Source organism: Streptomyces sp. NPDC014676 (assembly GCF_043084105.1).
Taxonomy (GTDB): domain Bacteria; phylum Actinomycetota; class Actinomycetes; order Streptomycetales; family Streptomycetaceae; genus Streptomyces.
Map to the genome: position 1 here is coordinate 56,187 of NZ_JBIBZI010000009.1, position 21,698 is coordinate 77,884.

The following is a 21,698-nucleotide window of genomic DNA, read 5'->3' on the forward strand; positions in this document are numbered from 1 at the left end:
GCCCGTCCGGCGACCGGTGGCCGGGCGGCGGTCAGTGGCCGGGCCGCCGGTCAGTGGCCGGGCCGCCGGTCGTACGCCGTCAGCAGCAGCGCCACGTCGTCCGGGCGGTCCTCGGTCCGGCGGGCCGTTCTGACCAGCCGGTCGGCGAGCTCCTCGACCGAGTCGGCGCGGCTGCGCGCCAGACAGCGGCGGATCACCTCGATGCCCGTCTCGATGTCACCGCCGGGGACCTCCACCAGCCCGTCCGTGTACAGCGCGAGAACGCTGCCGGGCGCCAGGGTGAGTTCCGTGACCGGGTAGACGGCATCCGGCTGCACCCCGAGCAGCACGCCACCGGGCAGGTCCAGGCTCTCCGTGTGTCCGTCGGGGTGGCGCAGCAGGGGCGGGGGATGACCCGCCCGGACGGCCAGGGCGCGGCCGGTGGCCGGGTCGAGCTCGATGTAGCAGCAGGTCGCGAAGACGTCCGTCTCCAGCTCCACCAGCAGCCGGTTGGTGTGGGTGATGACCTCCTGCGGCGGCCGGCCGCTGGCGGCGAAGGCGTGCACCGCGCTGCGCAGCTGTCCCATGACGGCGGCGGCCCCGACGCTGTGCCCCTCGACGTCACCGATGACCAGCGCCACCCCCCGCCCGGTCCTGATCACGTCGTACCAGTCGCCCCCGATGGCCATGCCCTGGGTGCCGGGCAGATAGCGGCCGGTGGTGAGCATCCGGTCGATGGCGGGCAGCCGGTGCGGCAGCAGCCCCTCCTGCAGCCCCCGCGCGACGGCGGACTCCGCGTCGTAGAGCCGGGCCCGCTCCAGCGCCTGCGCGGTCAGACCGCCCAGCGCGGTCAGCGCGGTGCGCTCCTCGGGGGTGAACCGGTGCGGTGCGGTCCAGCCGAGGATGCAGGAGCCGACCGGATGGCCGGAGGCGATCAGCGGCAGGAACGCCCAGGCGCTCATCGGGTCCAGGAGAAGCTGCGGGTAGGCGTTGACCAGAGCCTCCGGTGACTCGAAGAAGAGCGGGAGCCGGGTGGTCAGGGCGTGCACACCGGGCAGGTTCGCGTTGAGCGGCACCCCTTCGAAACTGTCGAGGAAGTGCTCCGGATAACCGGACTCCCACAGCAGGTGCATCCGGTTGTCGTGGATCGTGTACAGGGCGATCTCCTGCGCGCCGAACGCGGGCAGCAGCTGCTCGGCGACGGCCAGGCAGACGTCCCTGACGGTGACGGCCTCGGTCAGTACGCTGGCCATCTGCACGACGTGGTAGAGGGCTCCCGCGCGGGCCGTCGCGACCAGTTCCGAAGGCGCCGCCGCGCCGTCCCCGCCGGCCGGCGCCAGGGACCGGCCCGGCTCGGCCCCGGCGGGGGCGCCGGTGCGGAACACGCGGCCGGTCAGCCCGTGCACCTCGGGATAGAGCACGAACCCCAGCCAGACGCCGTCCGGGTCCTGCACCAGGTACGACACCGGCTCCTGCGACAGCATCGCCGCCCGGTAGCGGTCCTCGTAGGCCGGATCGCGCAGCCAGGTGAGCACCTCCCACGGATAGTGGCCGAGCATGTGTTCCACGTCGCAGCCCAGCAGTTCCTGGCAGCGGCGGTTGGCGTAGACGACCCGGCCGTCCTGGTCCAGGGAGAACACGCCGTCGGGCAGCCGCTCGGCGGCCTCCGCCGCGGTGACCCCGCCGGCCGCGTCGACGAGGGCGCCCACCAGGAGCCGGGCGGCCCCCTCCGCCCGCACGACGTGCCCCCACAGTTCGACCGGCCGGTAGCGGATCCGCCCGTCCTCCCCGGCCTCGTCCAGCACCCTGAAGCGCCGGCCCCTGATCTGCCCGGTGTCCGCCGCCTCCCGCCGGCCCGCCCGCAGTTCGTACAGGTCCTCGGGGGACATCCGGCCCTCGACCTCCGCCATGCTGCCGCCGAACTCCTCCCGGCCGACCCCCAGCAGGGCCAGCGCGTCGTCGTCCCCCGACCACCGGTCGCTGTCCAGGTCCCACTCGACCATGCCGACCGACACGGCCCGGGCGGGCGGCGTGGGCAGCCGCACGCTGACCGGCTGGTCGTCGTAGTCGATGCCGTACGCCACGGCGTCCGCGCCCTCCCTGCCGGGCATCCGGCGGGCGAACGCGGTGAGGCGCTCCTCCATGTCCCGCCCCGCGCCGTGCAGCGCCGCCCGCACCGCCCGCTCGTCCACCGGCTCCCGGGCGGCCGACCGCAGGACGGACAGGACGCCCACGGGTTCGCCGTCGACGCGCACCGGGTGGAAGGCGGAGCCGAACGAGTACGGCAGCGCGGCGGTGAAATGCGGGAAGCGCAGCATCATGGCCCGCTCGTCCGGCAGCCACATGCTCTCGCCCCTGCGGTACGCCTCGGACATGGGCAGCGCGCCGCCCACGGGCACCCGCCACCAGGTCCTCAGCAGCGACCGCGGGACGCCGGCCACCACGCACAGCACCAGCGAGCGCCGGTCCCGCGAGCGCAGGTACACCAGTCCGCCGTATCCGCCGACGTCCCGGACCGCCGCCACCACGGGCTCCGCGAGCGCGTCCTCGATCCGGCCCGCCGGATGCGCCGTCCGGAGCTCGTCCGCTCCCGCGCTCTCCCCGGCGCCGCGGCCGGGCACGTCCGCCGGCCGCTCCCCGCGCGGTGCGGCGGCTGCATCATCCATGTCGCGCCCTCCCGGTGCGGACGCACGGGACGTCTGTTCGCTTCCCACCAGGATGTGCCATGCCGGACGGTCCGGCGCGGCGGAGCCGCAACCTTTGGGTCATCCCGGTCGTCTCACCCGATACCAGAAGGATATGAGCCCAGGGGGCAGAAAATGCTTCGAAAGAGAACAATCTGTGCGACTCTCGTGCTCGTGGGCGCCGCGCTGACCACGGCGGCCGTTCCGGCCGCCGCCGGCCAGCCGACGGCGGCCCGGGCCACGGCGTGCCCGACCGGCTGGGGCAGCCTGCCCAAGGCCGGCTCCGACAGCACGGCCACACCGGTACGGGACGTCAGGACCGGACGGCACGCCTGCTACGACCGCATGGTCGTCGACCTGCCCGGCGCCGCCCGCGGCGGCATCGGCTACTCGGTCCGGTACGTCGACCGCCTCCACCAGGACGGATCGGGCCGGCACATCCCCGTCTCCGGCGGCGCCGTCCTCGAGGTGCGGGTGGCCGCGCCCGCGTACGCCCCCGAGACCGGCGAGCCCACCTATCCCGCGCGCGCCGGACGCCCCCTGCCGGGCGTGGACCTCGCCGGGTACCGCACGTTCAGGGACGCGCGGTTCGCCGGCAGCTTCGAGGGCGAGACCCAGATCGGTCTCGGGACGCGGGCGCGGCTGCCGTTCCGGGTGCTGCGGCTCGACGGCCACCTCGTGATCGACGTCGCCCACGGCTGGACCGGCGGCCGCTGAGCGCCTGCCGCCGGACGGTCACCGCTCCGGGACGCCCGTCTCGCAGACCTGGCGCGCCACCTCGCGCAGTTTGGTGTTGGTGCGCTGGGACCGGGTGCGCAGGATGTCGAAGGCCTGGTCCTCCGTCACCTGGTGGCGGCCCATCAGGATGCCCATCGCCTCGCCGATCAGATGCCGCGTGGCGATGGCGTCCTGAAGCTGGGCGTCGGTCCTGGCGGTGGAGAAGGCGACCGCCGCGTGGGAGGCCAGCAGCCAGCCGGCCGTCTCGCTGTCCTCGGTGAACATCCCCGGCTTGTGGGAGTACATGTTGAGGGCCCCCAGCTCCTCCTCCCGGGTGTACAGCAGGAAGCCCATCATGCTGCCCACCCCGAGCTCCCGGCAGCGCGGCACGAAGGACGTCCAGCGTTCGGGGTCCGCGGTGAAGTCGGGGATGCGGAAGACGCGTTCGGCCCGGTCGGGCCGGGCCGCGTCGAAGCAGGGTCCTTCGCGCAGGCTCTCCTGGAGGCGGTCGCTGTCGGCCACGAGCTGCGAGGTCGGTGCCAGCGAACTCACCCGGTCCCCCCGCAGGACGAGGATCCCGGAGGCGTCGCAGCCGTCGACGAGTTCCACCGCTGTGCGCGAGATCCGCTCCAGGGTCGAGTCGAGGGTGTGCTCGGCCAGGAGATCACGCGCCATGGAGGCCATCTGCCGGGCGAAATTCCGCCAGTCCACCGTCCGCCTCCCTGGTTCCCGCAGTCAGCACACACCGCCCCTACCCCGTGCCGATGCGCGGCACGCCGGTGAACGGCCCGATCCGGGGCAGACGGCGTACGTGATCTTCGCGGGTCCGCGGGACCCCGGGCGCACTCCGTGCCGGCCGCCAGAGAGAGGAACCACCACGGTGACCATGTCCCAGCGCCGTACGCGTCCGACACACCGCGGGCGGCGCTTCGACCTGCGGGCGACGGCCGTGTTCTTCGGCCTGCTCGCCACGGCCCTGATCGCCGCCGGCTTCGCGGCGCGCGCGCTGGCCCCGGCCGTGCAGCGGCGCCCGGTGTGGGTCGTCGTCCTGCTGTGCGTGGCCGTCGCGACCCTGCTGGCCCACGGACGCAGACGACGGCGGCTGTCCGCGGCGAGGATCGCCCGCCGGGCGGGCGAGGCCCTGGAACAGGCCACGACGACGGCGCTCGACGCCCTGGACACACCGGCGCCGGCGCCGGCCCGCGCGTACGACGACGGCGTCCCGGACCCCGGGGAGACGTACGACTACGGCCTCCTGGACCCCGATGAGTTCGAGGCGGCGATAGCCGGCCTGTGCGCGCGGGACGGCTGTACGCGGGTGGAGGTCGTCGGGGGAGCGGGGGACCTGGGCGCCGACGTGACGGCCCTGACCCCCGACGGCCGCCGCCTCGTCGTCCAGTGCAAGCGCTACGGCGACGACAACAAGGTGGGCTCGCAGGACCTCCAGCGCTTCGGCGGCACCTGCTTCACCGTCCACGAGGCGGACGTCGCCCTCGTCGTCACCACCAGCGACTTCACCGCGCCGGCCGTCGAGTACGCCGAGCAGTGCGGCATCGTGTGCGTGAACCGCGACGCCCTGCTCGCCTGGAGCGGGGGACGGGCGCCGGAACCCTGGGCGGCGGGCGCGTACGAGGCGTAGGCCCGGCTGTTGTCAGTACCGGATGCCATCCTGCCGGTATGGACGAACTGGAGTTCATGCGCGGCAGGGTCTACGGCGCGGACCACGACGATCCGGGCCCGCGCGACGGGAGGTCGTACGTGGAGCTGGCCGGGGGCCCGCTGGACGGTCTGCTGCTGGACGTCACCGGCCGCAGCGAGACGGAACTGAGGCACGGCGTCGGCCTGCCCACCGAGATGGGCCGCTACGGCGCGGGCGGACGCGCGGTGTACGCGCCCCGCGACACCGGCGCCCGGGTGTACGACTGGAGGGGCGACGTTCCCTGACCACCCGGCCGGGTACCCGGGGCGTCCTGGACGCGAGGAGACGGAGCGGGCCATGGGACTGCTGACGGAAGGCGGCTCGCTGCTGCGCGACCGGATCGGTCACGCGATCTTCTCCCGGGTCGCCGGACCGGACGGCCCGGACAACCGCGCACGCATCCACGACACGCCCGGCCCGCGCTGGTTCGGCCCCGACCGGCCGGTCAGGAGGGTGCACGGGGACGCGTCGATGTTCATCGGCGGGCTGTCGGCCCTGCTGCTGCAGTCGCTCCACCCGCTGGCCATGGCCGCCGTCGCAGGGCACTCCGGGTTCCGCGGCGACCCCTGGGGGCGCCTCCAGCGGACCAGCACCTTCCTCGCCGTCACCACGTACGGCACCGCCGACAGCGCCCAGCGGGCCGTCGACCGGGTGCGGGCGGTCCACGAGACGGTGCGCGGCACCACCGCCGACGGCGAGGAGTACCGGGCGTCCGACCCCCGCCTGCTGTGCTGGGTGCACATCGCCGAGGTCGACATGTTCCTGCGCGCCCACCAGCGCTACGGAGCCCGTCCCCTGGACGAGGAGGGCTGCGACGCGTACGTCGCCGACATGGCGCGGATCGCCACCGCGCTCGGCGTGCCCGACCCGCCGGTCGACCGCGCCGGACTCGCCGAGCGGCTGGCCGCCTACCGCGGCGAGCTGCGCGCCACCCCCGAGGCCCGCAGCACCGCCCGCTTCCTGCTGCTCCGCCCGCCCGTCCCCCTGCTGGCCAGACTGCCGTACGGCGCCCTCGCCGCCAACTCGGTCTCCCTGCTCCCCGTCTGGGCCTCCCGCGCGCTGTGGCTGCCCCGCATACCCCCGGCCGAGGGTGTCTGCGTACGCCCCCTCGGCACCACCGTCACCGCGGTCATCCGCTGGGCCCTGACCCCGGCCCGCGACACGACCCCCTGACCCCGAACACGCCCACGGCGCCGGCCGCGGGCAGTCGTGCCGCAGGGCGGCACGGGTGGGCTGGAGGTGCCCCCCTGGGGGAGGCACCCCGCAAGCGCCGGGCCGCGCGACCGCCCCCCCGGCCCACACCGACACGGGGCACCCGTGAACGCCGGACCGTGCGACCGCCCCCCGGCCCACCAGCACGGGGCACCCCGCAAGTACCGACCACGCCGCCGGTTGACCTCGCCGAGGAGGGGCACTCAGTGCTGACCGACATCGCTCACGGACACGGGAGGCCGAAGTGGCGGTCCGCCATCATCTGATCAGGACGAGCCCGCAGTCCGTCTGGGCCGTCCTGGAGGACGGCACCCGGTACGCGGACTGGGTCGTGGGAACCTCCTCGTCGAAACCGGTGCGCGGACAGTGGCCGCAACTCGGCTCGGCGATCGGCTACGAGGTCCGCCTCGGCCCCCTGCGCCTGACCAACGAGACCGTCGTCCGACGCTGTGTGCCCGGCGAGGCACTGGAACTCGAGGCCGAGGCCGGCCCTCTCGGCACCGCCCGCATCGCCATCGAACTGCGCCCCTGGGGCGACCACTGCCTGGTCATCGTGGACGAACACCCCTTGCGGGGCGCCGGCGGCACGGTGCACAACGTGGCCGTGGAGGCCCTGATCCAGATCCGCCACCGCGCCATGCTCGCCAGACTGGCGAAGATCTGTGAGACCGACGCGGCCGAGACCGAGCGGCGCCGGCCCCTCGGCCAGGTGGTGTCACCGGCCCCCGGCGAGGGAGGCGCCCGTGCCTGACGCCGTGGTGATCGGGGCCGGCCCCAACGGACTGGTCGCGGCCAACCTGCTCGCCGACGCCGGCTGGAGCGTCGAGGTGCTGGAGGAGCAGCCGGAGCCCGGCGGAGCCGTACGCCACGACCGGGGCACCGACCCCGAGTTCGTCAGCGATCTCTGCAGCTCCTTCTACCCGCTCGCCGCCGCCTCCCCGGTCGTCTCCGGACTGCGCCTGGAGCGTCACGGGCTGCGCTGGAGCCACGCCCCGCACGTGGTCGCGCACCCCCTGAGCGACGGCCGGTGCGCGGTCCTCGACCGTCGCGTCGACGTCACCGCCGACTCCCTGGAGGCCTTCGCGCCGGGCGACGGGGCCGCCTGGCACCGTCTGCACGACATGTGGGAGGGCCTTAGGCCGGACCTCCTGGACGCCCTGTTCACCCCCTTCCCGCCCGTCCGTTCCGGGCTCCGGCTGGCCGTCCGGCTGCGCGGCACGGGCGGGCTGCGCATGGCGCGCACCCTGGTCCTGCCGGTGCGCCGGATGGCGGAGGAGGAGTTCCGGGGAGAGGGCGGAGGGCTGCTGCTGGCCGGGAACGCACTCCACGCCGACCTGGCACCGGAGGCCGCGGGCAGCGGCGGCTTCGGCTGGCTGATGTCGATGCTCGGACAGACCTACGGCTTCCCCGTGCCGGCCGGCGGCGCCGGAGCCCTCACCGAGGCCCTGGCACGCCGTCTCGAGTCGCGCGGCGGGGTGCTGCGCTGCGGCAGGCGCGTCGACCGGATCCTCGTACGCGACGGCCGGGCGACGGGGGTGCGCACGGCCGACGGCGAGACGTTCGCGGCCGGCCGCGCCGTCCTCGCGGACGTGGCCGTGCCCGCCCTGTACCGCGAACTCCTCGGCCCCGAGGACGTTCCCGCCCAGATACTGGACGACCTGCGGCGCTTCCAGTGGGACTTCGCCACCTTCAAGGTCGACTGGGCGCTGGACGGCCCGGTGCCCTGGAGCTGCGAGCAGGCCGCGGGCGCCGGCACCGTCCATCTCGCGGACGGCATCGACGAACTCACCCGCTTCGCCGCCCAGCTCGCCACCGGCAGCGTCCCCGACCGCCCCTTCTGCCTGTTCGGCCAGATGACGACCTCCGACCCGTCCCGCTCCCCGCGGGGCACCGAGTCCGCGTGGGCCTACACCCATGTGCCCCACGACGTCACCGGCGACGCGGGCGGGGACTCGCTCACGGGAGCCTGGGACACCAAGGAGCAGGAGCTCATGGCCGACCGCGTGGAGCGCCAGGTGGAACGCTTCGCGCCCGGCTTCCGGTCCACGATCAGGGCCCGGCGCGTCCTCGCCCCGCCCACCCTCCAGGCCCTCGACCGGAACCTGTACGGCGGCGCCATCAACGGCGGCACCACGGCCATGCACCAGCAGCTCTTCTTCCGCCCGACCCCTGGCACCGGGCGCCCCGAGACCCACGTCAAGGGCCTGTACCTGGCATCCGCCGGCGCCCACCCGGGCGGCGGCGTGCACGGCGCGCCGGGCGCCAACGCCGCACGCGCCGCGCTGCGCCGGTCCCTCGCGCCGGTCCTGGCCGGGGCGCAGCGGCTGCTGGCCCGCCGCGACCGCACCGGCCGCCGGCAACCCGGCGCGGGCGGCAGCGGCGGTGGATGACCGGCGCGCACGACCCCCACGACCACGACCACGACCGACGGAGACGGGACGATGACCTCACACGACGACGGCCCCGACCGCGCCCACCTGCGCCCCGAAGGCGTGAGCGACGAGACGGTGGAGGCGCTCGGCTCGCTGTCGAAGGCACTGGAGACGACCGAGCGGGCCCGCGGCCACCTCTACAGCTTCCACCAGCTCACCGGCACCGCCGACCTCGAACTCGACCGGGCGGTCGAACTGCTGCGCAAGGCCGGGCACCCGGACTGGGCGGAGACGGTGCGCACCCAGGTGCTGGGCCGCAACGTGATCCCCGGGCACTGGACGTTCCAGGTCGTCGAGGCCTACGACGCCACGTACTACCGCCCGTTCAAGGAGCTCGAGCAGGCCGCCGTCGAGGAACTGGCCGAGGGCCGGGACCACCTCTACGAGGCCGAGATGAAAGAGGCCCGCCGGACCGCCGGCCACCCCGACCACACCGCCCGCCCCGGCACCGGCCCGCGGCCCGGCGAAGGGGAAGGCCGGTGAGCGGCGGTGGCCCGCTGCGCGGCCGTACCGTCGTGGTCACGGGCGCCGCACGCGGGATCGGCGCCGCCCTGGCCCGCGACCTCGCCGGACGCGGCGCCCGGATCGCGCTGCTCGGCCACGAGAGGTCCGGGCTGGAGGCGGTGGCGGAGAGCCTGCCCACGCGGACGTGGGCGGGCGAGCTCGACATCACCGACGACGCCGCGCTGGAGCGGGCCGCAGAACAGGTCAGGACACACCTCGGCACCCCCTCCGCCGTCGTCGCCAACGCCGGTGTCGCGGAGGGCGGCCCGTTCGTCACCTCGGACCCGGCCCTGTGGCGCCGCGTGATCGACGTCAACCTCACCGGCAGCGCGGCCACCGCCCGCGCCTTCCTGCCGGACCTGCTGGCGACGAGGGGCTACCACCTCCAGGTCGCCTCGCTGGCCTCGATCGGCGCCGCCCCGATGATGAGCGCCTACTGCGCCTCCAAGGCGGGCGTGGAGGCCTTCGCCCACTCCCTGCGCGCCGAAGTGGCGCACCACGGCGTCGCCGTCGGCATCGGCTACGTGAACTGGACCGACACCGACATGATCCGCGACGCGGACCGCCACCCCGTGCTGCGGGAGCTGCGCGGCCACATGCCGCCGCCGGCCCGGCGCCTGTACCCGGCGGACCAGGTCGCCGCCCGGCTCGCCGACGCGGTGGAACACCGCAGCACGGCCGTCTACGTGCCCCGCTGGCTGCGTCTGGCCCAGGCGGCGCGTGCCGCGCTGCCCCCGGTCGTGCTGCGGGTGGCCCGCCGGGAACTGGCCCGGCTGGAGGCCGAGGACCCGATGCGGCACACCGGGCTCCTCGGCGCCGGCGGCGAGGCCGACCGGACCGCGGCCGGGACGCGCCCCTGACCGGGCCGTCCGCTCAGCCGGGGAAACGCCCCGAGGAACGCAACGACCAGCGGCGCTCCGCGTAGGCCAGGTCGTCGCGCCACAGCCGTCCGGCGGCGGCCCGTACGAGCGGACGCAGCAGCGGCGCCGCACCGCGCGCCAGGGCGAACCCCGGACGGCCGGACGCCGCCACCACCGCCTCGACGACCGCCGTACGGGGCCGCCCCCGGTCATCGGCCCCCAGGGGAGTGGCGTGCGACTCGACCACCGACCCCGCCCCCTCGCCCTCGGTGATGCGCATGACGACCGTGCGCGGTTCGGGAGCGGTGAACACCGCCCGCACCGGGACCACCAGCCGCCCCGCCACCTTGAAGGACACGTCCACGGTGAAGCCGTCCCCGTCCCCGCTCCCGTCCGGAGCGCCGGCCACGGTGAGGTCGACGAACGAGTAGGGGTGGAACCAGGCCCCGTGCCAGGGATCCAGACGGTTGGCCACGACATCCTCGGGCTCACAGACCCCCACACCGGTGTACACCGCCGTCAGGGCACGCGCCGGGTCCGGCCGCCGCGGCACCACCGGCGCGTCCAGCGGCGCCTCGCCGCCCACCGCGTCCAGCCGGACCCACAGCAGGACGCCGTCGTCGTACGCCGGGAACGGCTCCCAGCCCGCGAAGGGCCCGCCGTCCAGGGCGAGTCCGTGCCAGTGGCACACCAGCGTGCCGCAGCGCACCGGACTGTCCCGCAGCGGAGCGCCCAGATGCGGGCAGATCCCGGGCCCGGCGACCGGACGGCCGGCCGCGTCCCGCCACACCACCACCTCCTGCCCCGCCACGGTCCGTGCCAGCGGACGGCCACCGCCCACGTCGCGGGAGGCGCCGACGACGTACCAGTTGCCGGACGGACGCGCCTGCGCCCGCTTCAGCGCCCCGGCGATGACGGCGGGCCGGGCCTCGCGCCAGGTGGGACGCTGCCGCTCCCACGGCACCGGGCGCCGGCGCAGGGACAGCGGCAGGCGCCGGCACTCCCTCCCGGATCCGGTGCTCATACGGCCTCCCCGGGAACCGGCGGGCACGGGGTGAGCGGCCGGACGTCCGGGCGCCGGCCGCCGCCGCGGGCCCGCAGCCGGGCGGCGGCCACCCGGGCGAGCCCGTCCGCGGCCACCACGGCACGGCGCCGGCGCGACACCACCGCCCGCCGGTGCAGCACCGACCAGCCGTCCCGCGCCACCGCCTCCAGGATCCCGCCGTACAGCACGAACGCCGCGCGGACGCACGGCCGGGACACCAGTTCCAGCATCGCGAGCCCCGGTGCCGCCTCCCGGTACACGCCTCGCGTCAGCGCCTCGAACTCCCTCAGCGCGGCGGTGACCCGCCGGTCGCGGCGGCCGGTGTCCCGGCACCAGCGCAGCAGCGCCCGGTGGGCGCCGTGCGCGGCGAGCAGGTCCGCGGGCAGGTACACCCGCCCCCGGTCGAGGTCCTCGCCCACGTCCCGCAGGAAGTTGGTGAGCTGGAAGGCGACCCCGAGGGCCGCGGCGTGCGGCGCGGCCGCCTCGCGCGGGGCGACCGTGCCGAGAACGGGCAGCATCTGCAGCCCGATGACCGCCGCCGAACCGTGCGTGTACCGGCGCAGGGCCGCGTAGTCGGCGTAGTCGGTGACCACCAGGTCGGAGCGCATGGCGGTCATGAAGTCGGCGAAGTGCCCGTGGTCGATGCCGTACCGGAGCGCCGTGTCGGCGACCGCCCGCACCACCGGTTCGGTGCTGTTCCCGTCCCGCAGGCCCTTGTCCAGTTCCCGCTGGAGCGCGGAGAGCCCGGCGTCCCGGCGCTCGGTGTCCGCCCCCGTGCCGAGCGCGTCGACGATGTCGTCGGCCCAGCGGGCGAAGCCGTACAGGGCGTGCACGGCGGGGCGCCGCTCGACGGGCAGCAGCCGGGTGGCGAGGAAGTACGTCCTGCCGTGCCGGGCGTTGAGCGCGCGGCAGTGGCGGTAGGCCTCGCGCAGCACCGGATCGGTGACGCCGGCCGCGTCGAGTTCACGGTCGGTCATACGGGGACCTCCTGCGTGGGGGTGAGAGGGCGACGCGGCGGTCGCGGGCCGCCGGTGATCCGTGCCGCGGCCAGCTTCCCGGACAGCAGCACGGTCGGCACGCCGACACCGGGGGTGGTGCCGCAGCCGGCCAGTACGGCGTTCTCGGTGCCGCGGACCAGGTTGCGGGGCCGGAACGGTCCCGTCTGGGCGAAGGTGTGGGCCGTGGCGAACGGCGTGCCGGCCGCGTGCCCCTGCGCGTGCCAGTCCGCGGGCGTCACCACGCACTCCGCCTCCACGGCGGCCCCGAGCCCGGCCAGCCCGCGCCGCTCCAGCTCCCGCAGCAGCGCGTCCCGGTAATCCGGCGCCAGGTCCGTCCAGGCGGCCGGACCCGGCCCGATGTCGGTGTTGGGGCACGGGGCGAGGACGTAGTGCAGATGGCGTCCCGGCGGGGCGAGGGACGGGTCGGTCGCGGTGGGCCGGGTGATGAGCAGCGACGGGTCGCTCATCAGCCGGCCGGTGCGGGTGAGCTCGTCGAAGGTGGTGTGCCAGGCGGCGCCGAAGGAGAGGGTGTGGTGCGCCAGGTGCGGCCAGGTCCGGTCGGTGCCGAGGTGCAGCACGACCGCGGAGGGGGAGTGCCGCAGCCGTACGGGGCGCCGCGGCGCGCGGCCGAGGAGCGCGTAGGCGACGGGCAGGTCGGGAGTGAGGACCACCGCGTCGCAGGGGATGCGGCCCTGGTCGGTGACGACGGCGGTGATCCGCCCGCCGGAGCGTTCCAGCCGGGTCACCCGGTGGCCGAACCGCAGGCCGGCGCCCGCGTCGGCGGCGGCGTCCGCCATGGCGCGCGGCAGCGCGTGCATCCCGCCGCGCGGGAAGTACACGCCGGCGACGGTGTCCATGTAGGCGATGACCGCGTACGCGGCCAGCGCCCGGGCCGGCGGGACGCCCGCGTACAGGGCCTGGAAGGAGAAGACCCGGCGCAGCCGCTCGTCCCGCAGGAACCGCCCGATCCGCGCGTCCAGCCGCCCGAAGCCGCCCAGTGCCGCCAGCCGTACGAGGTCGGCGCCCAGCAGGCCGAGCGGCGAGTCGAAGTTGGCGTCGATGAAGCGGTGCGTCTGGACGCGGTGCAGCCGCTCCAGCCAGTCGCGCAGCCGCAGATAGCCGGCGGCCTCACGGGCGCCGGCGAACCGCTCGACCTCCGCGGCCATCGCCTCGGCCCCGGTGTGCACGTCGAGGCTGCTGCCGTCGGCGAAGCGGGCCCGGTACGCCGGGTGCAGCGGAACCAGCTCCACCCGCTCGCGCAGGCTGTCACCGACCGCGGCGAACGGCTCGTCGGCCAGGTCGGGCATGGTCAGCACGGTGGGACCGGTGTCGATCCGGTACCCGTCGAGCACCGTCCGCCCGGCCCGCCCGCCAGGCAGCGCGTCCCGCTCGACGACGGTGACCCGCCGGCCCGCGCCCAGCAGGTGCAGTGCCGCCGACAGCCCGGCCAGCCCGGCCCCCACGACGACGACATGATCCGTGCGGCCCGTCACGGTGCGCGTCACCGGCCGGCCTCCCCGCCGCCGGCCGCCCGTGCGGGCCGCGGCCGGGTGCCGCGGGGGTGTGCGTCCCGTGCGGGCCCCTCACCCGCCGCGGAGGCCAGCAGCAGCCGCAGCCGCTCCCCGCCGTGCGGATCGAGGAGGGCACCGTCGACGTGCCGCAGCCCCCGGGCCACCAGCCGGTCGATCATCGCCTCGACCGCGCTCCGCGCCCCGGTGCCCGTCAGCACCTCCCGCACCTCCTCCAGCCCCTCCTCGGTGAGCGTGCCGCGGCCGAGCGAGCGGTCCAGCACGTCCAGGGCGCGGCGGTCGCCGGCCGCCTCGGCCCGCGCGTGGGCGACCGCCACCAGACAGGTCTGCTTCCCCTCGCCGATGTCCCCGCCCGTCGGCTTGCCGGTGCGCCGCGGATCACCGAAGACGTCGTCGAGATCGTCGCGGAGCTGGAACGCCGTGCCCACACAGCGCCCGGCCGCGCACAGGGCCGCCGCGGTGCCGTCGTCCGCGCCCGCGAGCGCGGCACCGAGGGCGATCGGCCGTTCGACCGAGTACAGGGCGCTCTTGATCCGGGCGGCGCGCAGCGCGCGCGGCAGGGACCGCGACCCCGTCGCCTGGCCGTGCAGGTCCAGGTACTGGCCGGCCACCATCTCCGCGCGCATGTCGCTCCAGAGCCGGCGCACCGCCCGCCCGCCGTCCCCTTCGAGCGGCGTCTCGGCCAGGAGGTCGTCGGCCCACACGAGCGCCAGATCGCCGGCGAGGATCGCGGTCCCGTCGCCGAGGCGTTCGGCCCGTCCCGCCGGTGCCGCGTCCGCGTACTGGGCGGCGACGTCGACGTGGAGCGTGGGCCGCGCACGGCGCAGCGCGGAGCCGTCCATCACGTCGTCGTGGACCAGCGCGCAGGTCTGCAGGAGTTCGAGCGCCGCGCCGATCCGCAGGGCCGCCCCGACCGTGTCGGCGTCCTCGCCGCCACAGGCGCGCAGCGCCCACCACAGGAAACGCGAACGGGTGCGCTTGCCGCCCGTACGGGTGAAGTGCGCGACGCGTCCGGCCACGTCGTCGCCGAACAGCGGGTCCACGTCCCGTGCGCGGGCCACCCGGTCGGCCAGCACGTGGTCGAGCACACGGCCGACCGCGCCGGACACGTCCCGGTCCACGGCGGACGCGTCCTCGGTGCCCGGCGGCGGCAGGGTGTGCTCCGTGCCGTACGGCGCGCCGCCGGGCGGGCCGGGTGCCGACACCGGCATCGGTTCCCCGACGAGCCGCGGCCCTGCCGGGTCGTGATCCTGCGCCTGTGTACGGCCCATCCCGGTTCCTCTCGTCCTGAACGCCGATCGTTCCGTGCCCGGTGCCTTTCCGCCCGCGCACCGCGTGCGGACGCGGTACGGAGGGAACGGTCCGGCTAACCACCGCCGCATGCCTTCCCCCTGCGCGCCCTGTCTCACCGGAAGCGGTTCCTCACACCTTCGAGTGACCCGCATCCGATCGGGCACACAGGCAGGAATGCTGGACACGTGTGCCGAGGAGCGGGAGGAGCGTGCCGTCGTGCTGGACGCCGACGTGGCGATCGTCGGGGCGGGAGCCGCCGGACTGTCCCTGGCCCACCGCCTGTCACGGACCGTGCCGGGGACCCGCGCACCGTCGGTCGTCCTGGTGGACGCCCCGCCCGGCCCGCTGCGTCCCCCGCGCCGCACCTGGTGCTTCTGGGAAGCGGGCGCGGGCCGTTTCGACGCTGCCGTCACGGCGACCTGGCGGCACCTGCGGGTGCGTCCCCCTTCCGGCCGGGCGGCCGAGGGGGACATCGCGCCGCTGCGCTACAAGATGATCCGGTCCGACGACTTCGAGCACCTGGTCGGTCACGACCTGGCCGGCAGCCCGGCCGTCCGCCGGCTGGAGGCGACCGTCGAGACCGTGGAGGACGTGCCCGGGGGAGCCCTGGTCCGGCTGCGGGACACCGGCGCCCGCACTCTGCGGGTCCGCTGGGTGTTCGACTCACGCCCCCCGGGCAGCCTGCCGGCCGCCCGCACCACCCTGCTGCAGCACTTCCACGGCTGGTACGTCCGCACCGCCCGCCCGGTCTTCGACCCCCGGACCGCCGACCTGATGGACTTCCGCACCCCCCAGCCGGCCGACGGGCTGTCCTTCGGCTACGTCCTGCCCGTCGGCCCCCGCGAGGCGCTGGTGGAGTACACCGAGTTCTCCCGGCGCCCCCTCACCGCCGACGGCTACGAGTCGGCGGTACGGCGGTACACCGAGGACGTGCTCCGGCTGGGGGAACTGCGGATCCTGTCCACCGAGACGGGCGTCATCCCGATGACCGACGCCCCGATCCCCCGCCGGGTCGGTGCCTCCGTCTTCCGCATCGGTGCCGCGGGCGGCGCCACCCGTCCCTCGACCGGCTACACCTTCGCCGGGATCCAACGGCAGACCAGGGCGGTCGCCGCCGCCCTCCGCCAGGGCCGTGTTCCCGTGCCGCCCCCCGCCCATTCGGCCCGCTCCCGGGCCATGGACGCCGTCCTGCTGCGCGCCCTGGACAGCGGCCGGGCCGACGGGCCCGCGCTGTTCTCCCGGCTCTTCACCCGGGTGCCCATGCGGCGCCTGCTGCGCTTCCTGGACGGCCGCACCCGGCTCCACGAGGACCTCGCCGTCGGCCTGCGCGCCCCCATCGGCCCCATGCTCCGCTCGGCGCTGGAACTGCCCGCCCTGCCCCGCCGCCCCTTCGACGGCCCCTGACCCGGCCCCTCTGCACCAGGAGACCGCATGACCCTGCTGCGCGACGAGAAGCTCGCCGCCGCGTTCGACCACGCCGCCCGCGGCTACGACACCCTGGTGGCCGCCAACCCCGGCTACCACGCCCACCTCCGCCGCTCGGCACGCCGGCTGGGACTGCCGCGGCGGGGCGAGGGACTGCGCGTCCTGGACCTCGGCTGCGGCACCGGCGCGTCGACCGCCGCACTCGCCACCGTGCTGCCGGGCGCGCGGATCACCGGCGTGGACGCCTCCGCCGGCATGCTCGAACGGGCCGCCGCCAAGAACTGGCCGGACGGGGTGAGCTTCGTCCGGGCACCGGCGGAAGGGCTGGCGGAGGCCGGGGTGAAAGGGCCGTTCGACGCGGTGTTCGCGGCCTACCTCTTCCGCAACGTCTCCGATCCCGACGCCGTGCTCGCCACCGTGCGCGATCTGCTGGCCCCCGGGGGGAGACTGGGCGTGCACGAGTACACGCTCGGCGGACGCCGCGCGGACCGCGTGGTCTGGAACCTGGTGTGCCGCGGCATCGTCCAGCCGGCGGCCGGCGTGCTCGGGGACGCCGGGCTCTACCGCCACCTGCGGCGCAGCGTCGTGGAGTTCGACACCGCCGGCCGTTTCGCCGGCCGGCTGCGCGCGGCCGGCTTCGAAGCGGTGCGCGCCCTGCCCCTGCCGGGATGGCAGACGGGCATCACCCACACCTTCGTCGGCCGACGGCCCCGCACGGAGAGCGAGGCCGAGGGATGACCCCCTCCCGCCGCCCGGACGCCACCCGGCACGGCCGGGACCGCCGCGCCCGGGTGCTCACGCCCCCGCCCGGTACACGCCGGATCGAGGGCGCCCGCCCGACGACCGCCGTCGTCGGCGGCGGCATCGCCGGCCTGGCCGCGGCGACCGCGCTGGCCGAGCGCGGCGTGGCCGTGACGCTCTACGAACGCGAACCCTTCCTGGGCGGACGGGTCGGCGGCTGGCCCACCCGGCTGGCGGACGGCACCCCGGCGACCATGAGCCGGGGCTTCCACGCCTTCTTCCGCCAGTACTACAACCTGCGCGGCCTGCTGCGCCGTACCGACCCCGGCCTGGAACGGCTCACCGGCCTGCCGGACTACCCGCTGCGGCACGCCGACGGACTGCGGGACGGCTTCCGCCACGTCCCGCGCACCCCTCCGTGGAGCGCGCTCGGCTTCGTCGCCCTCAGCCCGTCCTTCCGCGCACGCGACCTGCGCCGCATGAGACCGCTCGCGGCCCTCGACCTGCTCGACGTGCGCGTGCCCGAGGTGTACGAACGCCTGGACGGCGTCAGCGCCCACGACTTCCTCGACGCCGTGCGCTTCCCGCACAGCGCCCGCCACCTGGCCTTCGAGGTGTTCTCCCGCAGCTTCTTCGCCGACCCCCGGCAGTTGTCGGCCGCCGAGATGGTCCTGATGTTCCACATCTACTTCCTCGGCTCCGCCGAAGGGCTGCTGTTCGACGTGCCCGACGGGCCCTTCCCCGCCGCCCTGTGGGACCCCCTGGCCGGCTACCTGCGCCGGCACGGCGCCCGGATCCGCACCGCCACGGCCGTCGAGCACATCGCCCCCACCGGCGACGGCGGCTACGAGGTCGCCACCACCGGGGAGGAGAGCCGTCACGACACCGTCGTCCTCGCCCTCGACGCCGCGGGGCTGCGCACCCTGGTCGCCCGCTCCGGCCGGCTGGGCGACGGCCCGTGGCGGGAACGGATCGCCCGCCTGCGCACCGCCCCGCCGTTCCTGGTCAGCCGGCTGTGGCTGGACCGGCCCGTCGCACCCGACCGGCCCGCGTTCCTGGGCACGAGCGGATACGCCGGCCTCGACAACATCAGCGTGCTGGACCGCTACGAGGACGAAGCGGCCCGCTGGGCCTCCCGCACCGGGGGCTCCGTGGTCGAACTCCACGCGTACGCCCTGGACCCGGACGCGTCCCGGGACGTCGAGCGGAAGCGGCTGATCGCACAACTGCACCGCGTCTACCCGGAGACCCGGGCGGCCACGGTCGTCGACGCCCGGCACGAGTGGCGGGCCGACTGCCCCCTGTTCCCCGTGGACGGCCACACCGGCCGGCCGACGGTACGCACCCCGGAGCCCGGCGTGACGATGGCCGGCGACCTGGTCCGCACCGGCCTGCCCGTCGCGCTGATGGAACGCGCGGCGACGACCGGGTTCCTCGCCGCCAACGCCCTGCTGGAACGCTGGGGGGTACGCGGACAGACCCTGTGGACGGTGCCCGACCGGGGACGCGGCGCCCTGCTGCGGTCCCTGGCCGCACTGGGCCGGCGGCCCGCGGACCGACGGGGGACCGGCGGCCGGGCCCGGACCGCTCGGCTCCCGTCCCCGCCGCGGTGAGGTGTCCGAGGACGTCGGTCTGCCGCGGCAGGCGTTCCGGGAAGGGAGACCGGTTGTCCAGGTGCAGGACGGCGCGGGCGGCACTGCTGTGCCGGCGGACCATGAGCAGCGCGGCCGGGCCCGGCCGGTCGATGCCCGTCAGGTCGCGGAAGTCCAGCCGCACGGCACGCGGCGGGGCCGGCCCGGTCAGGTGCGCCACCACGACGGCGGTCGGCTCCGCACCGCAGGCGTCGTCGAGTTCGCCCCGACGCGCACGGTCGGCGTCGCGGTCCGCGGGTCCGCCGGGGGGGGGACACCGGTGGGGTGCGACGCGCTCATACGGGGGTGCCGCGGACCACCGGCCCGGCGGACCGGTCGCGGAGACCGGCCGCGCCCTCGCGGACGATGCGCAGGCCGCGGGGGAAGTCGTGCAACTGCTCCGCGAGGATGTCCAGCCCGGTGATCAGGGAGTGCACCGGAACATTCCGTGCCGCGAGCACCTCGGAGGTCCACCCCAGGAATTCGGTGAACACCCCCGCGTCGTCCATGTACAGGGCGGTGGCCAGGAAGTCGAGGATGTGGACCAGGTCCTCCGCGGTCCGCTCCCGCCCCGCGTCGTCGTACCCGCGCATGGCCGGGAACCGGCTCTCCAGGTCCGTCAGCACCTGTTTGACCAGCCGGCCGCGGGACCGGACCACCATCGTGTACTCCTGGTCCGCCAGGTGCGGCAGGTCGTCGACCGCCTGCCGGACCGCCGTGGGGCGCGGCAGACCGGCCTCCAGCGCGGCGGCCGCGCCGGGGGCGTCCGGGGCCCACCCGTCGGCGCCCAGGGCCCGGGCGAACCGGCCGTCCTCGCCGAAGGCCCTGCCCCCGGCGAGCACGGGCACTCCGACGGCCTGGCAGGCGGTGATGGCCGCGTGCGCGGCCGGCAGGTGGGTGGGGATCGACCCGGAGAGCAGGACGGCGTCGGAGCCGGTGTGGTGCTGGTGGGCGACGAGGTGGGGCGTGGGCGTCTGGGCGCCCAGGTAGTCCACCTGCCAGCCCCGCAGCCGCAGGACCTCGGCGACGAGCCGGGCCGGGAAGGCGTGCCACTCGCCGTCGACGCAGGTGACCGTCACCCGCCCGCGGTGCGGGGGGACGGGCCTGCCCGCCGCCGGACGGTGGACGAGGGCGGCGATCACGCGCTCGTTGACGGCCGTGGCGGCGTGCTCCTGGGCGACGGTGATGCGGTCGGCGGCCCATTCGGCACCGATCCTCTCCTGCACCGCCGCGACGACGTCGAGCAGCAGGGTCTCCTCCTCCCACCCCGCGTCGAGCCCGGCGCGCACCACGTCGACGGCGTCGTACTCGGTGCCCTCGAGCACCGCCCGCCAGAGTGCGTCGCGCAGGACGGCGGTCGACGGGCGGTTCGTGCTCACGTGTCCCTCCCCGGGGATTCGCCGACGCCCGTGGGCGGCGCCGTGCGGGGTGCGCTGATGGCGAGGAGGGCCATGTCGTCGTGGCCGCCGCCGCCCAGCCACTGGGCGGCCAGCATCTGCACCCGCTCCACGACCGCTTCCCCCGGCAGGCCGGCGCATTCCACCAGCGCCTGCCGCAGACGGCGTTCCCCGAACAGTTCGTCCCCCAGCGGTCCGCCGCGGGCCTCGGTGATGCCGTCGGTGTAGAGCAGGCACGTCTCCCCGGGCGCGAGCACCTCCTCGGCCGTCCGCACCGTGACGGAGGGGAGCGCGCCGACGAGGGTGCCGTGGGTGGCCGCCTCCTCGACCCGGCCGTCGGCGCGGACGATGAGCGGGGGCATGTGCCCGGCGCTGGTCAGCCTCAGACGCACCCGGCGGCCCTCGCGTCCGACGGAGGCCAGCGCCATGGTGGCGAAGCGGGTGTGGTGCGAGGTGAGCAGGGCCCCGTTGAGCAGGGTGAGGACCTGCTGGTGGTCGGAGGCCAGGGGCAGCAGCGCGTGCAGCGTGTTGCGGATCTTCCCGGTCAGGACCGCCGCGTCCAGTCCCTTGCCGGCCACGTCGCCCAGCACGACGAACGTCTCCTGCGAGGCGTCCGCCCCGGGGTGGACGTCGTAGAAGTCACCGCCGATCCGTTCGTGGTCGCTGGCGGCGCGGTAGCGCCCCGCGTAGTCCACCCCGTGCAGGTTCTCCAGGACCGGCGGCAGCAGTTCCCGCATGAGCGTGGTGGTGATCGAGCTCTGCTCGCTGTACAGGCGCGCGGCCGACAGCGCGGTGCCCGCGCGTGCGGCGAAGAGCCGGGCGAACGCCTCCTCGTCCGGAGTGAAGGCCCGCTCCGTGCCGACGCGGAGCAGGACCAGCGCGCCGGCGGACACCCCGTGCCCGGGAAGCGGCGTGACGATGACGGAACCGACGGGCCCGCCGAAGCCCTCCGGGACGACCCACTCGGGGAGGGCGCCGGGGTCGATCCAGCGCGCGGGCACCGGCGGGAAACCCTGGAGGGCCTCGTCCAGGCCCGGGACGTCACGGGCGTCGAACTGGCGCGGAGCGTGCTGTGCGGGCCCGCCGCGCAGGGCGTGGGTGACGCTGTGGCGGCGGCCGACGGGCGGCAGGACGATCAGCGCGGCGTCGGCGAGGTGCTCGGCCGCCAGTCGCGCCGCGACCTCCGCGCAGCGCGGCACGTTCAACGACGCCAGCAGGGTGCCGGCGACCATGGCGCGGATCTCCGCCTGCTCCCGGGCGCTGCGCAGGGACGCCTCCGCGCGGCGGTGGCCGGTGCGGTCCACCAGCCACCACACGACGTCCCCGTCCGCGAGCGGGCCGGGACGCGCCTCGAAGAACCGGTCGCCGATCTCCCCGGTGGCAGGCGGGGCCGCCGGTGCGATGTCCGCTTCGTCGGCGAGACGGCGGTGCGCGTCCGCCAGCCAGGACGGCACCACGTCCCGTGGACCGTCTCCGTCGTGGTGGTCCGTCAGTACCAGCCGGGCGGGCGGGTTCAGGTCCACGACCGTGCCCTTCGCGTCGAGGACCACGA

The 21,698-nt window shown here is 75.8% G+C and carries 19 protein-coding genes; 11 read left to right on the forward strand and 8 right to left on the reverse strand.

Annotated features, from left to right (window positions below; translation table 11 throughout):
• Positions 1-50 precede the first annotated feature (50 nt).
• Positions 51-2,645 (reverse strand): SpoIIE family protein phosphatase, encoded by a 2,595-nt coding sequence (locus ACF1DX_RS24720; RefSeq protein ID WP_391793305.1) that lies wholly within the window; start codon positions 2,643-2,645, stop codon positions 51-53.
• Positions 2,646-2,798: 153 nt separating this feature from the next.
• On the opposite strand from ACF1DX_RS24720, the gene ACF1DX_RS24725 reads away from it, so the two are divergent.
• A complete protein-coding gene (locus ACF1DX_RS24725; protein WP_391793306.1) occupies positions 2,799-3,380 on the forward strand; it encodes a hypothetical protein in 582 nt (193 codons plus the stop codon).
• A gap of 18 nt (positions 3,381-3,398) precedes the next feature.
• Here the strand turns inward: ACF1DX_RS24725 and ACF1DX_RS24730 are convergent, their stop codons facing one another.
• The gene (locus ACF1DX_RS24730) at positions 3,399-4,091 is read right to left on the reverse strand and encodes a GAF and ANTAR domain-containing protein (protein ID WP_391793307.1); all 693 of its coding nucleotides are present in this window, start codon (positions 4,089-4,091) and stop codon (positions 3,399-3,401) included.
• A gap of 169 nt (positions 4,092-4,260) precedes the next feature.
• Here ACF1DX_RS24730 and ACF1DX_RS24735 point away from each other — a divergent pair, with 169 nt between their 5' ends.
• From ACF1DX_RS24735 to ACF1DX_RS24765, 7 genes are all read left to right on the forward strand, one after another.
• Positions 4,261-5,019 (forward strand): restriction endonuclease, encoded by a 759-nt coding sequence (locus ACF1DX_RS24735; protein ID WP_391793308.1) that lies wholly within the window; start codon positions 4,261-4,263, stop codon positions 5,017-5,019.
• Positions 5,020-5,057: 38 nt separating this feature from the next.
• Positions 5,058-5,324: a hypothetical protein gene (locus ACF1DX_RS24740; RefSeq protein ID WP_073935895.1), complete on the forward strand. Its 267-nt coding sequence runs from the start codon at positions 5,058-5,060 to the stop codon at positions 5,322-5,324.
• A 52-nt stretch (positions 5,325-5,376) separates the two neighbouring features.
• Positions 5,377-6,252, forward strand: coding sequence for an oxygenase MpaB family protein (locus ACF1DX_RS24745; protein WP_391793309.1), 876 nt, complete (start codon positions 5,377-5,379; stop codon positions 6,250-6,252).
• Positions 6,253-6,535: 283 nt separating this feature from the next.
• Positions 6,536-7,042, forward strand: a complete 507-nt coding sequence (locus ACF1DX_RS24750) for an SRPBCC family protein (RefSeq protein ID WP_391793310.1) — start codon at positions 6,536-6,538, stop codon at positions 7,040-7,042.
• Positions 7,035-8,681 carry a phytoene desaturase family protein gene (locus ACF1DX_RS24755; protein WP_391793311.1) on the forward strand — a complete coding sequence of 549 codons (1,647 nt, stop codon included), beginning with the start codon at positions 7,035-7,037 and terminating at the stop codon, positions 8,679-8,681. The genes ACF1DX_RS24750 and ACF1DX_RS24755 overlap by 8 nt, the downstream gene beginning before the upstream one ends.
• 51 nt (positions 8,682-8,732) lie before the next feature.
• Positions 8,733-9,206 (forward strand): hypothetical protein, encoded by a 474-nt coding sequence (locus ACF1DX_RS24760; protein WP_391793312.1) that lies wholly within the window; start codon positions 8,733-8,735, stop codon positions 9,204-9,206.
• The gene (locus ACF1DX_RS24765; RefSeq protein ID WP_391793313.1) at positions 9,203-10,087 is read left to right on the forward strand and encodes an SDR family oxidoreductase; all 885 of its coding nucleotides are present in this window, start codon (positions 9,203-9,205) and stop codon (positions 10,085-10,087) included. Before ACF1DX_RS24760 ends, ACF1DX_RS24765 begins: the two co-directional genes overlap by 4 nt.
• A 13-nt stretch (positions 10,088-10,100) precedes the next feature.
• Here the strand turns inward: ACF1DX_RS24765 and ACF1DX_RS24770 are convergent, their stop codons facing one another.
• The 4 genes from ACF1DX_RS24770 to ACF1DX_RS24785 are packed head-to-tail and all read right to left on the reverse strand — an operon-like array spanning position 10,101 to position 14,930.
• On the reverse strand, positions 10,101-11,111 hold the full coding sequence (locus ACF1DX_RS24770) for a DUF5914 domain-containing protein (protein ID WP_391793314.1): 1,011 nt from the start codon (positions 11,109-11,111) through the stop codon (positions 10,101-10,103).
• Positions 11,108-12,109: a phytoene/squalene synthase family protein gene (locus tag ACF1DX_RS24775; RefSeq protein ID WP_391793315.1), complete on the reverse strand. Its 1,002-nt coding sequence runs from the start codon at positions 12,107-12,109 to the stop codon at positions 11,108-11,110. Before ACF1DX_RS24775 ends, ACF1DX_RS24770 begins: the two co-directional genes overlap by 4 nt.
• A complete protein-coding gene (gene crtI / locus ACF1DX_RS24780; protein WP_391793316.1) occupies positions 12,106-13,635 on the reverse strand; it encodes a phytoene desaturase family protein in 1,530 nt (509 codons plus the stop codon). The genes ACF1DX_RS24775 and crtI overlap by 4 nt, the downstream gene beginning before the upstream one ends.
• Positions 13,632-14,930 carry a polyprenyl synthetase family protein gene (locus tag ACF1DX_RS24785; RefSeq protein WP_391793317.1) on the reverse strand — a complete coding sequence of 433 codons (1,299 nt, stop codon included), beginning with the start codon at positions 14,928-14,930 and terminating at the stop codon, positions 13,632-13,634. The genes crtI and ACF1DX_RS24785 overlap by 4 nt, the downstream gene beginning before the upstream one ends.
• A 196-nt stretch (positions 14,931-15,126) precedes the next feature.
• Between ACF1DX_RS24785 and ACF1DX_RS24790 the strand changes: the two genes are divergently transcribed.
• From ACF1DX_RS24790 to ACF1DX_RS24800, 3 genes are read left to right on the forward strand one after another with little or no spacing between them, the layout of a single operon-like run.
• The gene (locus ACF1DX_RS24790; RefSeq protein WP_391793318.1) at positions 15,127-16,356 is read left to right on the forward strand and encodes a lycopene cyclase family protein; all 1,230 of its coding nucleotides are present in this window, start codon (positions 15,127-15,129) and stop codon (positions 16,354-16,356) included.
• Positions 16,357-16,383: 27 nt separating this feature from the next.
• Complete coding sequence (locus ACF1DX_RS24795; RefSeq protein ID WP_391793319.1) at positions 16,384-17,115, forward strand: class I SAM-dependent methyltransferase; 732 nt, start codon at positions 16,384-16,386, stop codon at positions 17,113-17,115.
• Positions 17,112-18,731, forward strand: coding sequence for an FAD-dependent oxidoreductase (locus ACF1DX_RS24800; protein ID WP_391793320.1), 1,620 nt, complete (start codon positions 17,112-17,114; stop codon positions 18,729-18,731). The genes ACF1DX_RS24795 and ACF1DX_RS24800 overlap by 4 nt, the downstream gene beginning before the upstream one ends.
• 314 nt (positions 18,732-19,045) lie before the next feature.
• Here the strand turns inward: ACF1DX_RS24800 and ACF1DX_RS24805 are convergent, their stop codons facing one another.
• Together ACF1DX_RS24805 and ACF1DX_RS24810 are read right to left on the reverse strand one after the other, a co-directional pair.
• Entirely contained in the window at positions 19,046-20,128 is a 1,083-nt protein-coding gene (locus ACF1DX_RS24805; RefSeq protein WP_391793321.1) for a B12-binding domain-containing protein, read from the reverse strand.
• A complete protein-coding gene (locus ACF1DX_RS24810) occupies positions 20,125-21,696 on the reverse strand; it encodes a PP2C family protein-serine/threonine phosphatase (protein WP_391793322.1) in 1,572 nt (523 codons plus the stop codon). The genes ACF1DX_RS24805 and ACF1DX_RS24810 overlap by 4 nt, the downstream gene beginning before the upstream one ends.
• Between the last annotated feature and the right edge of the window lie 2 nt (positions 21,697-21,698).

What these genes read in the sequence shown, in the direction of transcription:
- ACF1DX_RS24720 (WP_391793305.1), bottom strand. Translation starts at nt 2,645, where the DNA reads ATGGATGATGCAGCCGCCGCACCGCGCGGGGAGCGGCCGGCGGACGTG.
- ACF1DX_RS24725 (WP_391793306.1), top strand. Translation starts at nt 2,799, where the DNA reads ATGCTTCGAAAGAGAACAATCTGTGCGACTCTCGTGCTCGTGGGCGCC.
- ACF1DX_RS24740 (WP_073935895.1), top strand. Translation starts at nt 5,058, where the DNA reads ATGGACGAACTGGAGTTCATGCGCGGCAGGGTCTACGGCGCGGACCAC.
- ACF1DX_RS24745 (WP_391793309.1), top strand. Translation starts at nt 5,377, where the DNA reads ATGGGACTGCTGACGGAAGGCGGCTCGCTGCTGCGCGACCGGATCGGT.
- ACF1DX_RS24760 (WP_391793312.1), top strand. Translation starts at nt 8,733, where the DNA reads ATGACCTCACACGACGACGGCCCCGACCGCGCCCACCTGCGCCCCGAA.
- ACF1DX_RS24770 (WP_391793314.1), bottom strand. Translation starts at nt 11,111, where the DNA reads ATGAGCACCGGATCCGGGAGGGAGTGCCGGCGCCTGCCGCTGTCCCTG.
- ACF1DX_RS24775 (WP_391793315.1), bottom strand. Translation starts at nt 12,109, where the DNA reads ATGACCGACCGTGAACTCGACGCGGCCGGCGTCACCGATCCGGTGCTG.
- ACF1DX_RS24785 (WP_391793317.1), bottom strand. Translation starts at nt 14,930, where the DNA reads ATGGGCCGTACACAGGCGCAGGATCACGACCCGGCAGGGCCGCGGCTC.
- ACF1DX_RS24790 (WP_391793318.1), top strand. Translation starts at nt 15,127, where the DNA reads ATGCTGGACACGTGTGCCGAGGAGCGGGAGGAGCGTGCCGTCGTGCTG.
- ACF1DX_RS24795 (WP_391793319.1), top strand. Translation starts at nt 16,384, where the DNA reads ATGACCCTGCTGCGCGACGAGAAGCTCGCCGCCGCGTTCGACCACGCC.
- ACF1DX_RS24800 (WP_391793320.1), top strand. Translation starts at nt 17,112, where the DNA reads ATGACCCCCTCCCGCCGCCCGGACGCCACCCGGCACGGCCGGGACCGC.